Below are 13,945 nucleotides of genomic sequence, written 5' to 3' on the forward strand. Positions count from 1 at the left end.
CCGGAGCCCGCCACCGAGCCGCTCTCACTCCCAGTCCCACCCGATGCCCACCATGCCTGAGCGCACCCGGGGCTCGACGAGGTGCACCGAGTGGTGCCGGTGGCTGAGTGCCAGCTCCTGACGGCCGCTGCGCGGTGCCGCCGCCGAGTGCTGGGTGAACCGGTGGCAGCGCACCGGCAGCGCGCCCTCGTCGAAGCGGACCTGAAGGGCGTACTGGCCACCCGCGAGGCCGAAGCCGCGGACGTACTCGTGGGACACGCCGGCCGTGCCGTCCTCGATGTCGTAGCGGAAGAGGAACGTGTCGCCGGCGCGCAGCCGGAGGTCGAAGAGCAGCTCGGCCACGAGTACGCCGGTGTCGTGGTGCCAACGGACCCGGCCGGTGCGGCAGTTCTCCAGGGCGCGCACCGTCATGCGCTCCGGTGCGCACCCCGGGTCGCCGTGGTGCACGGCGACGAAGCGGTCGACGCCGTCGCGGTGCGCGCGCACGATGTGTTGCGACTCGCGCCCCAGCAGCTCACGTCGCGCGCCCACGCGCACCCGCTCGTGGTGGCCCAGGGTGTGCAACCCACCGTCGAGCGGCGCCTCCAGCTCGGCCAGCAGCCGCTCCAGGACGCCCGAAGCCTCCACGAAGGAACGGTAGGAGCGGCCCGCGGGACGCCCGGCCGTAGCGACCCCGTCGGCGTCGGAGAGCAGCCGGATCAGTGACTCCTCCGGCAGCTGGAGGATCTCCTCCAGTGCCCGCACGGCCCGCAGCGACTCGGGACGCTGCGGGCGGCGGGCGCCCTGCTGCCAGTAACTCAGGCTCGTCACGCCCACTTTCACGCCGTGGCGCGACAGGTGGTGCTGCACGCGCTGAAGCGGCAGTCCGCGCGCGGCGATCGCGGCGCGCAGTGCGACGTGGAAGGGGCCGCCGCGCAGGGCCGTGTCCAGTTCCGCGGCGGTGGCGTCCGCGTGCTGTGTGGCGTACGGCATGCAGGGGCCTTTCTGTGAAGGAGCACAACGGCTGGTCAGACCGTTCACGTGGGTGGTCGGGGCCCCCGTCGGCGCCGGGGCGTCCGCACATCCGTACGCCGTCTTTCACGGCCCCGAGTTCCCCCGCATTGAAGCGTGTTGACCAAGTCCCGACAACACCTACGTCCAACGGGCGCGCACTCGTGGCCGAGTTCGGTGTGTGGACGTGTGAGGAGGGCGCCGCCTCGAACGGTGGCGGCCGAAGGAGTGACCGCCCCTTTGCGGGAGCGGATCGCCAAGGCCCTCCGGACCGCCCGCCACCTCCTCCCCAGCTGCTCTCCGTCTCCTCCCGGCCTCCTCTCCACCGGCCCCGTCTCCTCCCCACCCGCCCCGGCTGCCCGCCGCCGCCCGGGCCGTCGACAGTCGAGTCCCGAGCCCCCGGGCGTTGTCCACAGGCCGGTCGGAGTGTCGGTCCTCGCCAGTAGGGTGTGAGACATGGCCGACCCCTCCAGCTACCGCCCCAGGCCGGGACAGATCCCGGACACCCCCGGGGTCTACAGGTTCCGCGACGAGCACCGCCGGGTGATCTACGTCGGAAAGGCGAAGAGCCTGCGCCAGCGCCTGGCGAACTACTTCCAGGATCTGGCGGGCCTCCACCCGCGCACGCGCTCCATGGTCACCACGGCCGCGTCGGTGGAGTGGACGGTGGTGTCCACGGAGGTCGAGGCTCTCCAGCTGGAGTACTCCTGGATCAAGGAGTACGACCCCCGGTTCAACGTCAAGTACCGCGACGACAAGAGCTACCCGTACCTCGCGGTGACGATGAACGAGGAGTACCCGCGTGTGCAGGTGATGCGCGGCCACAAGAAGAAGGGCGTCAGGTACTTCGGCCCGTACGCGCACGCGTGGGCCATCCGGGACACGGTCGACCTGCTCCTGCGCGTCTTCCCGGTGCGCACCTGCTCGGCGGGCGTCTTCAAGAACGCCGCCCGCACCGGCCGCCCCTGCCTGCTCGGCTACATCGGCAAGTGCTCCGCGCCCTGTGTGAGCCGTGTCTCCGCCGAGGAGCACCGCGAACTCGCCGAGGAGTTCTGCGACTTCATGACCGGCCGCACCGGCACCTATCTGCGCCGGCTGGAGAAGCAGATGATGGAGGCGGCCGACGAGATGGAGTACGAGCGGGCGGCCCGCCTGCGCGACGACATCGAGGCCCTGAAGAAGGCCATGGAGAAGAACGCGGTCGTGCTCGCGGACGCGACCGACGCCGACCTGATCGCGGTCGCCGAGGACGAGCTGGAGGCGGCCGTCCAGATCTTCCACGTCCGCGGCGGACGCGTGCGCGGCCAGCGCGGCTGGGTGACCGACAAGGTCGAGGAGATCACCACCGGCGCCCTCGTCGAGCACGCCCTCCAGCAGCTCTACGGCGAGGAGACCGGGGACGCCGTCCCCAAGGAGGTCCTCGTCCCGGCCCTGCCCGAGCCGGTGGAGCCCGTGCAGGAGTGGCTGACCGAGCGCCGCGGCTCCAACGTCTCGTTGCGCATTCCGCAGCGCGGCGACAAGAAGGCCCTCATGGAGACCGTGGAGCGCAACGCCCAGCAGGCGCTCGTGCTGCACAAGACCAAGCGCGCCTCCGACCTGACCACGCGCTCGCGTGCCCTGGAGGAGATCGCCGACGCCCTCGACCTGGACAGCGCCCCGCTGCGCATCGAGTGCTACGACATCTCCCACCTCCAGGGCGACGACGTGGTCGCCTCCATGGTCGTCTTCGAGGACGGCCTCCAGCGCAAGAGCGAGTACCGCCGCTTCCAGATCAAGGGCTTCGAGGGCCAGGACGACGTCCGCTCCATGCACGAGGTGATCACCCGCCGCTTCAGGCGCTACCTCGCCGAGAAGGAGAAGACGGGGGAGTGGACCGACGGGGAGAACGCGCTGACCGAGGAGGACGGCCGCCCCAGGAAGTTCGCCTACCCGCCCCAGCTCGTCGTCGTCGACGGCGGACAGCCGCAGGTCGCCGCCGCCAGGAAGGCCCTGGACGAGCTCGGCATCGACGACATCGCCGTGTGCGGCCTCGCCAAGCGCCTGGAGGAGGTGTGGCTGCCGGACGAGGGCGACCCCGTGGTGCTGCCCCGCACCAGCGAGGGCCTCTACCTGCTGCAACGCGTCCGTGACGAGGCCCACCGCTTCGCGATCACCTACCAGCGCACCAAGCGCGCCAAGCGGTTCCGCTCGAGCCCCCTGGACGACGTACCGGGCCTCGGCGAGACCCGCAAGCAGGCACTGATCAAACACTTCGGCTCGGTGAAGAGGCTGCGGTCCGCGACGATCGACCAGATCTGCGAGGTTCCGGGCATAGGTCGCAAGACGGCCGAGACGATCGCCGTGGCCTTCGCCCAGGCGGCCCCGGCCGCACCCGCCGTCAACACGGCGACTGGAGAGATCATGGATGACGTGGAAGACGGGGCGCCCGGGACGACGGGTTCCCCGCAGGAGTCCCCGACAGCGGACGCCCCAGAAGAACGACGGGGGCAGGAGACATGAGCGAGCACGACACACAGCACCCAGCACAGCGAGATCAGGTGCCCACGGCAGCCCCCGAGGGCACCGAGGGCAACGAACACGGAGCACAGGTGAGTACGGACAGCACGCCGCCCGGGATCCCCGACGCGGCCATCCCCGAGCTGGTGATCATCTCCGGCATGTCCGGCGCCGGGCGCTCGACGGCCGCCAAGTGTCTGGAGGACCTCGGCTGGTTCGTCGTCGACAACCTCCCACCCGCGCTGATCCCCACCATGGTGGAGCTCGGAGCCCGCTCCCAGGGCAACGTGGCACGGATCGCGGTCGTCGTCGACGTCCGCGGCCGCCGCTTCTTCGACAACCTCCGCGAGTCCCTCGCCGACCTGGAGGCGAAGAGCGTCACCCGGCGGATCGTCTTCCTGGAGTCCTCCGACGACGCCCTGGTGCGCCGCTTCGAGTCCGTGCGCCGCCCGCACCCCCTCCAGGGCGACGGCCGCATCGTCGACGGCATCGCCGCCGAGCGCGAGCTGCTGCGCGAGCTGCGGGGGGACGCCGACCTGGTGATCGACACCTCCAGCCTGAACGTGCACGAGCTGCGCGCGAAGATGGACGCCCAGTTCGCGGGCGAGGAGGAGCCCGAGCTGCGGGCCACCGTCATGTCCTTCGGCTTCAAGTACGGCCTCCCCGTCGACGCCGACCTGGTCGTGGACATGCGCTTCCTGCCCAACCCGCACTGGGTCCCGGAGCTGCGCCCCTTCACCGGCCTCAACGAGGAGGTCTCGGCGTACGTCTTCAACCAGCCCGGCGCCAAGGAGTTCCTCGACCGCTACGCCGAGCTGCTCCAGCTCATCGCCGCCGGGTACCGCCGCGAGGGCAAGCGGTACGTGACCATCGCGGTCGGCTGCACCGGCGGCAAGCACCGCTCGGTCGCCACCTCCGAGAAGCTGGCCGCACGCCTGGTCTCCCAAGGCGTGGAGACCGTGGTCGTGCACCGGGACATGGGGCGCGAGTGACCGGACGTACACCGCGGCTGAGCCGGCTGCGCCGAGTCACCCCCGAGGGCCGCACGGGCAGGCCCGTCGAGGCGCGCGGAGCCAGGCCGCGCCGCCGGGGCACCCAGCCCAAGGTGGTCGCCCTCGGCGGCGGCATGGGCCTGTCCGCCTCGCTCGCCGCACTGCGCCGGATCACCGGGGACCTCACGGCCGTCGTCACCGTGGCCGACGACGGCGGCTCCAGCGGACGCCTGCGCGACGAACTGGGCGTCCTGCCGCCCGGCGACCTGCGCAAGGCGCTGGCCGCGCTGTGCGGCGACGACGACTGGGGCCAGACCTGGGCCCGTGTCATCCAGCACCGCTTCCAGTCCAAGGGCGACCTCCACGAGCACGCGGTCGGCAACCTGCTGATCGTCGCCCTGTGGGAGCAGCTCGGCGACCATGTCCAGGCTCTCGACCTGGTCGGCAAGCTCCTGGGCGCCCAGGGCCGGGTGCTGCCCATGTCCGCCGTACCTCTGGAGCTGCAGGCGCTGGTCAAGGGGCACGACCCGGACCGGCCCGACGGCGTCGACACCGTCCGCGGCCAGGCGACCGTCGCCCTCACCCCCGGAGAGGTGCAGTCCGTGCACCTCGTGCCGCACGACCCGCCCGCCGTCCCCGAGGCCGTCGCCGCGGTCCTGGACGCCGACTGGGTGGTGCTGGGCCCCGGCTCCTGGTTCTCGTCGGTCATTCCGCACCTGCTGGTGCCGGAACTCCTGGACGCGCTCATCGCGACGAAGGCGCGCCGGGTACTCTCCCTGAACCTCGCCCCGCAGCCCGGAGAAACCGAGGGCTTCTCCCCGCAGCGTCATTTGGAGGTTTTGGGGCGACACGCCCCTAAACTCGCCCTGGACGTGGTGCTGGCCGACGAGGCCGCCGTGCCCGACCGTGACCTCCTCACCGACGCCGCCAAGCGGTTCGGGGCCGCGGTCGAGTTGGCGCCGGTGGCCCGGACCGACGGGAGCCCAAGGCACGACACGGAGCTCCTTGCCGCCGCGTACGACCGTATTTTTCGGATGCATGGAAGGATCGGCCCATGGCGATGACGCCAGCGGTGAAGGACGAGATCTCCCGGCTCCCCGTCACCCGGACCTGCTGCCGGAAGGCGGAGGTGTCCGCCGTTCTGCGGTTCGCCGGCGGCCTCCACCTGGTGAGCGGGCGCATCGTGATCGAGGCGGAGCTGGACACCGCGATGGCGGCCCGCCGCCTCAAGCGGGACATCCTGGAGATCTTCGGCCACAGCTCCGAACTGATCGTGATGGCGCCCGGCGGGCTGCGCCGGGGTTCGCGCTACGTGGTGCGCGTTGTCGCGGGTGGTGACCAGCTGGCCCGTCAGACCGGCCTGGTGGACGGCCGCGGCCGTCCGATCCGCGGCCTGCCCCCGCAGGTGGTCTCGGGGGCCACCTGCGACGCCGAGGCGGCCTGGCGCGGGGCGTTCCTGGCGCACGGCTCGCTCACCGAGCCCGGCCGTTCCTCCTCCCTGGAGGTCACGTGTCCGGGCCCCGAGGCGGCGCTCGCCCTGGTCGGAGCCGCCCGTCGGCTGTCGATCGCGGCGAAGGCCCGTGAGGTCCGCGGGGTCGACCGGGTCGTCGTCCGCGACGGCGACGCGATCGGCGCCCTCCTCACCCGCCTCGGAGCGCACGAGTCCGTGCTGGCCTGGGAGGAGCGCCGGATGCGCCGGGAGGTGCGCGCCACGGCGAACCGTCTCGCCAACTTCGACGACGCCAACCTGCGCCGCTCCGCCCGCGCGGCCGTCGCCGCCGGAGCCCGCGTCCAGCGCGCCCTGGAGATCCTCGCCGACGAGGTCCCCGAGCATCTCGCGGCCGCCGGCCGGCTGCGCATGGACCACAAGCAGGCCTCCCTGGAGGAGCTCGGCGCGCTCGCCGACCCGCCGCTGACGAAGGACGCCGTCGCCGGCCGGATCCGCAGACTGCTGGCGATGGCCGACAAGCGGGCCTCCGATCTGGGCATCCCGGGCACGGAGGCCAACCTCTCCGAGGAGCTGGCCGACAACCTCGTCGGCTGACCGACGATCCGTCAACACGCCGGTGCCCCTGCCCCATTGGGGTGGGGGCACCGGCGTGTTGACGCCCCTCGAGGCACCCTTGACTCGATCATGGACTGTCATGAGCCTGGCATCAGTTCGCTGCTGTGGCGGACCACCGCTAGGGGGGTACATGAGACACAGAGCGAGATCGATCCTCGCTGTCGGCGCGCTCCTGATCGGCGGAGCGAGCATCGCACCCGTCGCCCAAGCACAACCCGGTCGTCCGGCGGACTCCGACGCGGACGAGGTCAAGGTCTTCCGTGCCGAGGTCACCAAGAAGCAGGTACCCCTGCTGCTGGCCGCCGGGCAGGACGGCCACGAACTCGGTGAGCAGGCGCCCGAGAAGGGCACGGCCACCGTCGAGGTCTACCTCACCGACAAACAGGCCGAGAAGCTCGAGAAGCAGGGTGTCGACCTCAAGGAGCACACCCTCTCGGCCAGTGCCGAGAACCGCGTCGAGGCCGCCGCCGACGGCGTGTACCGCCCGTACAGCGGCAGCGGCGGCATCAAGGAAGAGATCGTCAGGACCGGCGCGCAGCACCCCGGCCTCACCAAGGTCGTCTCCCTCGGCAGGACCGTGAACGGCCAGGACATCCTCGCCCTCAAACTGACCAGGAACGCGAAGAAGTCCAAGGACGGCAGCAAGCCCTCCGTGCTGTACATGTCCAACCAGCACGCGCGCGAGTGGATCACGCCGGAGATGACCAGGCGGTTGCTCCACTACTACGTGGACAACTACAAGAGCGACCGGCGCGTGAAGAAGATCGTCGACTCGACCGAGCTGTGGTTCGTGATCTCGGCCAACCCCGACGGCTACGACTACACCTTCCAGAACTCCGACAACCGCCTGTGGCGCAAGAACCTGCGGGACGTCAACGCCGACGGCGTCATCGGCACCGGCGACGGCGTCGACCTCAACCGCAACTTCGCCTACAAGTGGGGCTACGACGACGAGGGTTCGTCCCCCAACCCCACCAGCGAGACCTACCGGGGCGCGGCCCCGAAGTCCGAGCCCGAGACGCGGGCGCTGGACGCCTTCGAGCGGCGCATCGGCTTCGACTACGGCATCAACTACCACTCCGCCGCCGAACTCATCCTCTACGGCGTCGGCTGGCAGGTCGCCACCCCGAGCCCGGACGACGTCCTCTACAAGGCCCTCGCAGGCACCCCGGACAACCCCGCGGTCCCCGGCTATCACCCGCAGGTCTCCTCGGAGCTGTACACCACCAACGGTGAGGCGGACGGCCACGCGGCCAACGTCAACGGCATGGCGATGTTCACCCCCGAGATGTCGACCTGCGAGACCGCGTCGAACCTCGACCCGAACGACGCCTGGAACGCGGCCGACTGCCAGTCGGGCTTCAACTTCCCCGACGACGAGAAGCTGATCCAGCAGGAGTTCGCCAAGAACATCCCGTTCGCGCTCTCCGTGGCCGAGTCCGCAGCCCACCCCGATCAGCCGAAGTCCTCGCTCGGCCTGAAGGCCGCCGACTTCACCCCGGCGCCCTTCGCCACGTCGTACTCCCGCGGCGCCGACCAGGAGGTCTCCGTCGTCGTCCGCAAGTCGGTCCGCGACAAGGAGCTCGAGTACCGCGTCAACGGCGGCCGGACCAAGGACACGGCGCTCAGGTCGTGGAAGGGCGGCGAGACGTACGGCGGTGACGACAACGTCCACTTCGACGAGTACCGGGCCAAGGTCCGTGACGGCGATCCGGGCGACAAGGTCGAGGTGTGGTTCACCGGGAGGGCCAGGGGCGGCAAGAAGGTCTCCAGCGAGCACTTCACCTACACCGTCGCCGAACGCCCGCGCGCGGACACCCTCGTGGTCGCCGAGGAGGGCGTGAAGGCCACCCAGGCCCAGAAGTACGTGGACGCGCTGAAGGCCAACGGCCGCAAGGCAGTGGTCTGGGACGTCGCCACCCAGGGCGCCCCCGACGCGCTCGGCGTGCTCAAGCACTTCAGGACCGTCGTCCACTACACGGGCGCGGGTGTCCCCGGCAATCCCACCCAGCTCCAGCTGCGCGCCCACCTCAACGAGGGCGGCAAGCTCATCGAGGCGGGCGAGCGGGCAGGCGGCAGCGTCGACCTCGGCGACGGCACCCCGTCGGACGACTTCAGCCAGTACTACCTGGGCGCCTACACCCGTACGTCGCTGCCCGGCACCACCGCCTTCGAGGGCACCGGCGACCTCGCCGGAGCCACCGGAGCGCTCGGCGCCGCGCCCGGCAACCCGCTGGACGCCGCCGGGTCCTACAGCGTCACCTCGGACACCCTGTCACCGCGGACCCACCCGCAGTTCGCGAGCGCGGGAGCGGGCCGCTACCCCGGCACCGCCAATCCCTACGGTCCGTACGAGGGAGCCTCCATGGCGGCGGTCACCCACAGCGACTTCGCCTGGAACCGCCTCACCCGCACCGTCGACCTCACCTCGGTGAGCGCTTCCGACACGCCCACGCTGCGCACCCGGCTGCTGTGGGACACCGAGAAGGGCTACGACCACGCGGTCCTGGAGGCGCGCACCGCAGGCGCCGACGACTGGACCACGCTCCCCGAGAAGGGCGGCGCCACGAGCACGGCCGTGCCCGCCGACTGTGAGGCCGGGTTCTTCGTCCAGGCGCACCCCGCCCTCACGCGGTACCTGACGTTCTCCGGCAACGCCTGCACCGCCACCGGCACCAGCGGCTCCTGGAACAGCTTCACCGGGGCGTCGGCCGGCTGGCAGGAGGTCTCCTTCGACCTCTCCGCGTACGCAGGCAAGAAGGTCGAGGTCTCCCTCAGCTACATCACCGACCCCGGTTCCGGCGGCCGTGGCGTCCTCGCCGACAACGCGTCCGTCGTCATCGGCGGCAACGCCGTCGAGACCGAGGGCTTCGAGACGTCGCTCGGCGCGTGGAGCACTCCGGGCCCGCCCGCGGGCAGCCCCGCGGTCGTCACGGACTGGGGGCGCTCCGGAGCGCTGTTCCAGACGTACGGCGCCGTCACGACGGACGACACCGTGCTGCTGGGCTTCGGTCTGGAGCACCTCGCGACGGCGGCCGACCGCACGGCCCTGGTCAGGAAGGCGCTCGCCGCCCTCCACGAGTGACACGCGGTCAACGGCAACTGGCGTTCTGTAACCGGATCGAGTGAGAGGGCCTTCCGGTCCGGGCGGTCCGTACCCCTACTGGCGGGTACGGACCGCCGTGCCGTGTATGGGGCGACTCAATGTCACCCCGGAGGCTTCAGGGAGGTAGGGTCGTAGGCGGTCGGGGACATCCCAATACAGCTCGCCGGTCTCACAGCCGGCGTACCAACGAGGAGATCGGTTCGTGACGATCCGCGTAGGCATCAACGGCTTTGGCCGCATCGGTCGTAACTACTTCCGCGCGCTGCTGGAGCAGGGTGCTGACATCGAGATCGTGGCTGTCAACGACCTGGGTGACACCGCGACCACCGCTCACCTGCTCAAGTACGACACCATCCTGGGCCGCCTCAAGGCCGAGGTGTCGCACACCGCCGACACGATCACCGTCGACGGCAAGACCATCAAGGTCCTCTCCGAGCGCAACCCGGCCGACATCCCGTGGGGCGAGCTGGGCGTCGACATCGTCATCGAGTCGACCGGCATCTTCACGAAGAAGGCCGACGCCGAGAAGCACATCACCGGCGGCGCCAAGAAGGTCCTCATCTCGGCTCCGGCCTCGGACGAGGACATCACGATCGTGCTTGGCGTCAACGAAGAGAAGTACGACGCGGCGAACCACCACATCATCTCCAACGCCTCCTGCACCACCAACTGTGTGGCGCCGATGGCCAAGGTTCTCCTGGAGAACTTCGGCATCGTCTCGGGCCTGATGACCACGGTCCACGCCTACACCAGCGACCAGCGTCTCCAGGACTTCCCGCACAAGGACCTGCGCCGCGCCCGCGCCGCCGCCGAGAACATCATTCCGGCGAGCACCGGCGCGGCCAAGGCCCTCGGCCTGGTCATCCCGGAGCTGGCGGGCAAGCTCAACGGCATGGCGATGCGGGTGCCGGTCCCGACGGGATCCGTCACCGACCTGGTCGTCGAGACGGAGCGCGTGGTGACCAAGGAAGAGGTCAACGCGGCGTTCCAGAAGGCCGCCCAGGGCGAGCTGAAGGGCTACCTGGACTACACCGAGGACGCGATCGTCTCCTCGGACATCGTCAACTGGCCGGCCTCCTGCACCTTCGACTCCTCCCTGACCATGGTGCAGGGCAACAGCGTGAAGATCATCGGCTGGTACGACAACGAGTGGGGCTACTCCAACCGCCTCGTCGACCTGACGGTCTTCGTCGGCAACCAGCTCTGATCGACAGAGCAGGCACTTCGGTGTGAGTCAGGGCTCGGGCAGCGCAGGGACGCGCTGCCCGAGCCCTGACTCGCGTACAGATCAGCCCTCTCACGATCACGAGCCTCACGAGCACTCTCCAGGAGTTCCCTCCATGAAGACGATCGACGAACTTCTCGCCGAAGGTGTGGGCGGCAAGCGGGTCTTTGTCCGCGCCGACCTGAACGTGCCGCTGGACGGCACCACCATCACGGACGACGGCCGTATCCGCGCCGTCCTGCCCACCGTCAAGGCCCTCGCCGAAGCGGGCGCCCGGGTGGTCGTCGCCTCGCATCTGGGCCGCCCCAAGGGTGCCCCGGACCCCGCCTTCTCGCTCGCGTCGGCCGCCGCGCGCCTCGGTGAACTCCTCGGCGGTGAGGTGGCGTTCGCGACCGACACGGTCGGCGAGTCCGCCAAGTCCACCGTCGGCGGCCTCGCCGACGGCCAGGTCGCCGTCATCGAGAACCTGCGCTTCAACGCCGGCGAGACCTCCAAGGACGACGCCGAGCGCGGTGCCTTCGCCGACCAGCTCGCCGCCCTCGCGGACGTGTACGTGAGCGACGGTTTCGGCGCCGTCCACCGCAAGCACGCCTCGGTCTTCGACCTCCCGGCCCGGCTGCCGCACGCCGCCGGCTACCTCATCGCCGCCGAGGTCGCCGTCCTCAAGAAGCTCACCGAGGACGTCAAGCGCCCCTACGTCGTCGCCCTCGGCGGCGCGAAGGTCTCCGACAAGCTCGCCGTCATCGACCAGCTGCTCGGCAAGGCCGACCGCATCCTGATCGGCGGCGGCATGGCCTACACGTTCCTCAAGGCCAAGGGGTACGAGATCGGCAAGTCCCTCCTTCAGGAGGACCAGATCCCGGCGGTCCTGGAGTACATCGAGCGCGCCGAGAAGACCGGTGTCGAGCTGGTGCTGCCCGTCGACGCGCTGGTCGGCCCCGAGTTCCCGGACCTGAAGACCAAGGCTCCGGCGAACCCCGCCACCGTTGCCGCGGACGCGATCCCGGGCGACCAGATGGGCCTGGACATCGGTCCGGAGTCCCGCCAGCTCTACGTCTCGAAGCTCACCGACGCCGCCACCGTCTTCTGGAACGGCCCCATGGGCGTCTTCGAACACCCCGACTACGCCGAGGGCACCAAGGCGGTCGCCCAGGCCCTCCTCGACTCCCCGGGCTTCACGGTGGTCGGCGGCGGCGACTCCGCCGCGGCCGTCCGCATCCTGGGCTTCGACGAGAACGCATTCGGCCACATCTCGACCGGCGGCGGCGCCTCCCTCGAATACCTCGAGGGCAAGACGCTCCCCGGCCTCGCCGCACTGGAGGACTGACCCTTTATGAGCACGCGCACGCCGCTGATGGCCGGCAACTGGAAGATGAACCTCAACCACCTCGAGGCCATCGCCCACGTCCAGAAGCTCGCCTTCGCCCTGTCCGACAAGGACTACGATGCCGTCGAGGTCGCCGTCCTGCCGCCCTTCACCGACCTGCGCTCCGTGCAGACCCTGGTCGACGGCGACAAGCTCAAGATCAAGTACGGCGCCCAGGACGTGTCGGCGCACGACTCCGGCGCGTACACCGGCGAGATCTCCGGCTCGATGCTCGCCAAGCTGAAGTGCACGTACGTGGCGATCGGCCACTCCGAGCGCAGGCAATACCACAACGAGTCCGACGAGCTGGTCAACGCCAAGGTCAAGGCCGCCTACAAGCACGGCCTGACCCCGATCCTGTGCGTCGGTGAGGAGCTGGAGGTCCGTGAGGCGGGCAACCACGTCTCCCACACCCTCGCCCAGGTCGAGGGCGGTCTGAAGGACCTCCCGGCCGAGCAGGCCGAGACCGTCGTGATCGCCTACGAGCCGGTGTGGGCCATCGGCACCGGCAAGGTCTGCGGCGCCGAGGACGCCCAGGAGGTCTGCGCCGCCATCCGCGGCAAGATCGCCGAGCTGTACACGCAGGAGCTGGCCGACCAGGTCCGCATCCAGTACGGCGGCTCCGTCAAGGCCGGAAACGTCGCCGAGATCATGGCCAAGGCCGACATCGACGGCGCCCTGGTCGGCGGCGCCTCCCTGGACGCCGACGAGTTCGTCAAGATCGTGCGCTTCCGCGACCAGTGAGCCGAGCTGTGAGTATGCGGTAGCGGCGATCCGTCGTACCCTTGCGGGGTCCAGCAGTGTCTGCTGGGCCCCGTCGTCCATCCAGATCCGAGGAAGTTGGTCCAGCCGTGGTTTTGGGGTTCTCGATCGCCCTGATCGTCTTCAGCCTGCTGATGATGCTTCTGGTGCTGATGCACAAGGGGAAGGGCGGCGGCCTCTCCGACATGTTCGGTGGCGGCATGCAGTCCTCGGTCGGCGGCTCCTCGGTCGCCGAGCGCAACCTCGACCGCATCACCGTGGTGATCGGTCTGCTGTGGTTCGCGTGCATCATCGTCCTCGGTCTCCTGATGAAGACGAACAGCTGATCCACGGTTCGCACATACGCACATTCCGTACGTAAGGCCCCATGTTCGGTACGCGCAGCTGAGCGCGGCCTATCATGGGGCTTGCGTCTAGGTGTGAGGGTTGTAACTCCAATCACTGGACGCGCGTTGGGCCTTACGTAGACTGAGGCGCTCGCAACGAAGCGAAACGCCGACTCGCTTCGCGGCACCATCACGCAGGGAGTTACGACCGTGGCAAGTGGCAACGCGATCCGAGGAAGCCGGGTCGGGGCGGGGCCGATGGGCGAGGCCGAGCGCGGCGAGTCCGCGCCGCGTCTGCGCATCTCCTTCTGGTGCTCCAACGGGCATGAGACGCAGCCGAGCTTCGCCAGCGACGCACAGGTGCCCGATACCTGGGACTGCCCGCGCTGCGGCTTCCCGGCCGGACAGGACCGGGACAACCCGCCGGACCCGCCGCGTACCGAGCCCTACAAGACGCACCTGGCGTACGTACGGGAGCGGCGCAGCGACGCGGACGGCGAGGCGATCCTCGCCGAGGCGCTCGCCAAACTGCGGGGCGAAATCTAGGAAGTGAGGACCGGCCGGGCGCCTGAGGGTGCCTGGCCGGAGCTGTTTTCCCGGCAGACGTGCGGCCGCAC

The 13,945-nt window shown here is 70.1% G+C and carries 11 protein-coding genes; 10 read left to right on the forward strand and 1 reads right to left on the reverse strand.

Annotated elements, in window-relative coordinates:
- Nucleotides 1–24: 24 nt before the first annotated feature.
- Nucleotides 25–972, reverse strand: coding sequence for a hypothetical protein (locus tag ACFYWX_RS41445; protein ID WP_389430344.1), 948 nt, complete (start codon nucleotides 970–972; stop codon nucleotides 25–27).
- 474 nt (nucleotides 973–1,446) lie between these two features.
- Here ACFYWX_RS41445 and uvrC point away from each other — a divergent pair, with 474 nt between their 5' ends.
- From uvrC to ACFYWX_RS41495, 10 genes are all read left to right on the forward strand, one after another.
- Nucleotides 1,447–3,489, forward strand: coding sequence for an excinuclease ABC subunit UvrC (gene uvrC, locus ACFYWX_RS41450; RefSeq protein WP_389430345.1), 2,043 nt, complete (start codon nucleotides 1,447–1,449; stop codon nucleotides 3,487–3,489).
- Complete coding sequence (gene rapZ, locus ACFYWX_RS41455; RefSeq protein ID WP_389430346.1) at nucleotides 3,486–4,478, forward strand: RNase adapter RapZ; 993 nt, start codon at nucleotides 3,486–3,488, stop codon at nucleotides 4,476–4,478. Before uvrC ends, rapZ begins: the two co-directional genes overlap by 4 nt.
- Nucleotides 4,475–5,542, forward strand: coding sequence for a uridine diphosphate-N-acetylglucosamine-binding protein YvcK (gene yvcK, locus ACFYWX_RS41460; protein WP_389430347.1), 1,068 nt, complete (start codon nucleotides 4,475–4,477; stop codon nucleotides 5,540–5,542). Before rapZ ends, yvcK begins: the two co-directional genes overlap by 4 nt.
- Nucleotides 5,533–6,522 carry a DNA-binding protein WhiA gene (gene whiA, locus ACFYWX_RS41465; protein ID WP_389430348.1) on the forward strand — a complete coding sequence of 330 codons (990 nt, stop codon included), beginning with the start codon at nucleotides 5,533–5,535 and terminating at the stop codon, nucleotides 6,520–6,522. Before yvcK ends, whiA begins: the two co-directional genes overlap by 10 nt.
- Before the next feature lie 151 nt (nucleotides 6,523–6,673).
- A complete protein-coding gene (locus ACFYWX_RS41470) occupies nucleotides 6,674–9,628 on the forward strand; it encodes a M14 family zinc carboxypeptidase (RefSeq protein WP_389430349.1) in 2,955 nt (984 codons plus the stop codon).
- A gap of 223 nt (nucleotides 9,629–9,851) precedes the next feature.
- Nucleotides 9,852–10,856: a type I glyceraldehyde-3-phosphate dehydrogenase gene (gap, locus tag ACFYWX_RS41475; RefSeq protein WP_389430350.1), complete on the forward strand. Its 1,005-nt coding sequence runs from the start codon at nucleotides 9,852–9,854 to the stop codon at nucleotides 10,854–10,856.
- A 133-nt stretch (nucleotides 10,857–10,989) separates the two neighbouring features.
- Nucleotides 10,990–12,201 carry a phosphoglycerate kinase gene (locus ACFYWX_RS41480; protein WP_389430351.1) on the forward strand — a complete coding sequence of 404 codons (1,212 nt, stop codon included), beginning with the start codon at nucleotides 10,990–10,992 and terminating at the stop codon, nucleotides 12,199–12,201.
- A 6-nt stretch (nucleotides 12,202–12,207) separates the two neighbouring features.
- The gene (gene tpiA, locus ACFYWX_RS41485) at nucleotides 12,208–12,984 is read left to right on the forward strand and encodes a triose-phosphate isomerase (protein ID WP_389430352.1); all 777 of its coding nucleotides are present in this window, start codon (nucleotides 12,208–12,210) and stop codon (nucleotides 12,982–12,984) included.
- 113 nt (nucleotides 12,985–13,097) lie between these two features.
- The gene (secG, locus tag ACFYWX_RS41490; protein WP_389430418.1) at nucleotides 13,098–13,328 is read left to right on the forward strand and encodes a preprotein translocase subunit SecG; all 231 of its coding nucleotides are present in this window, start codon (nucleotides 13,098–13,100) and stop codon (nucleotides 13,326–13,328) included.
- Nucleotides 13,329–13,538: 210 nt separating this feature from the next.
- Nucleotides 13,539–13,874 carry an RNA polymerase-binding protein RbpA gene (locus tag ACFYWX_RS41495; protein WP_003957010.1) on the forward strand — a complete coding sequence of 112 codons (336 nt, stop codon included), beginning with the start codon at nucleotides 13,539–13,541 and terminating at the stop codon, nucleotides 13,872–13,874.
- Nucleotides 13,875–13,945: the final 71 nt, after the last annotated feature.

The organism is Streptomyces sp. NPDC002888 (genome assembly GCF_042888465.1).
Taxonomy (GTDB): Bacteria; Actinomycetota; Actinomycetes; order Streptomycetales; family Streptomycetaceae; genus Streptomyces.

What these genes read in the sequence shown, in the direction of transcription:
- ACFYWX_RS41445 (WP_389430344.1), bottom strand. Translation starts at nt 972, where the DNA reads ATGCCGTACGCCACACAGCACGCGGACGCCACCGCCGCGGAACTGGAC.
- uvrC (WP_389430345.1), top strand. Translation starts at nt 1,447, where the DNA reads ATGGCCGACCCCTCCAGCTACCGCCCCAGGCCGGGACAGATCCCGGAC.
- rapZ (WP_389430346.1), top strand. Translation starts at nt 3,486, where the DNA reads ATGAGCGAGCACGACACACAGCACCCAGCACAGCGAGATCAGGTGCCC.
- whiA (WP_389430348.1), top strand. Translation starts at nt 5,533, where the DNA reads ATGGCGATGACGCCAGCGGTGAAGGACGAGATCTCCCGGCTCCCCGTC.
- ACFYWX_RS41470 (WP_389430349.1), top strand. Translation starts at nt 6,674, where the DNA reads ATGAGACACAGAGCGAGATCGATCCTCGCTGTCGGCGCGCTCCTGATC.
- ACFYWX_RS41480 (WP_389430351.1), top strand. Translation starts at nt 10,990, where the DNA reads ATGAAGACGATCGACGAACTTCTCGCCGAAGGTGTGGGCGGCAAGCGG.
- tpiA (WP_389430352.1), top strand. Translation starts at nt 12,208, where the DNA reads ATGAGCACGCGCACGCCGCTGATGGCCGGCAACTGGAAGATGAACCTC.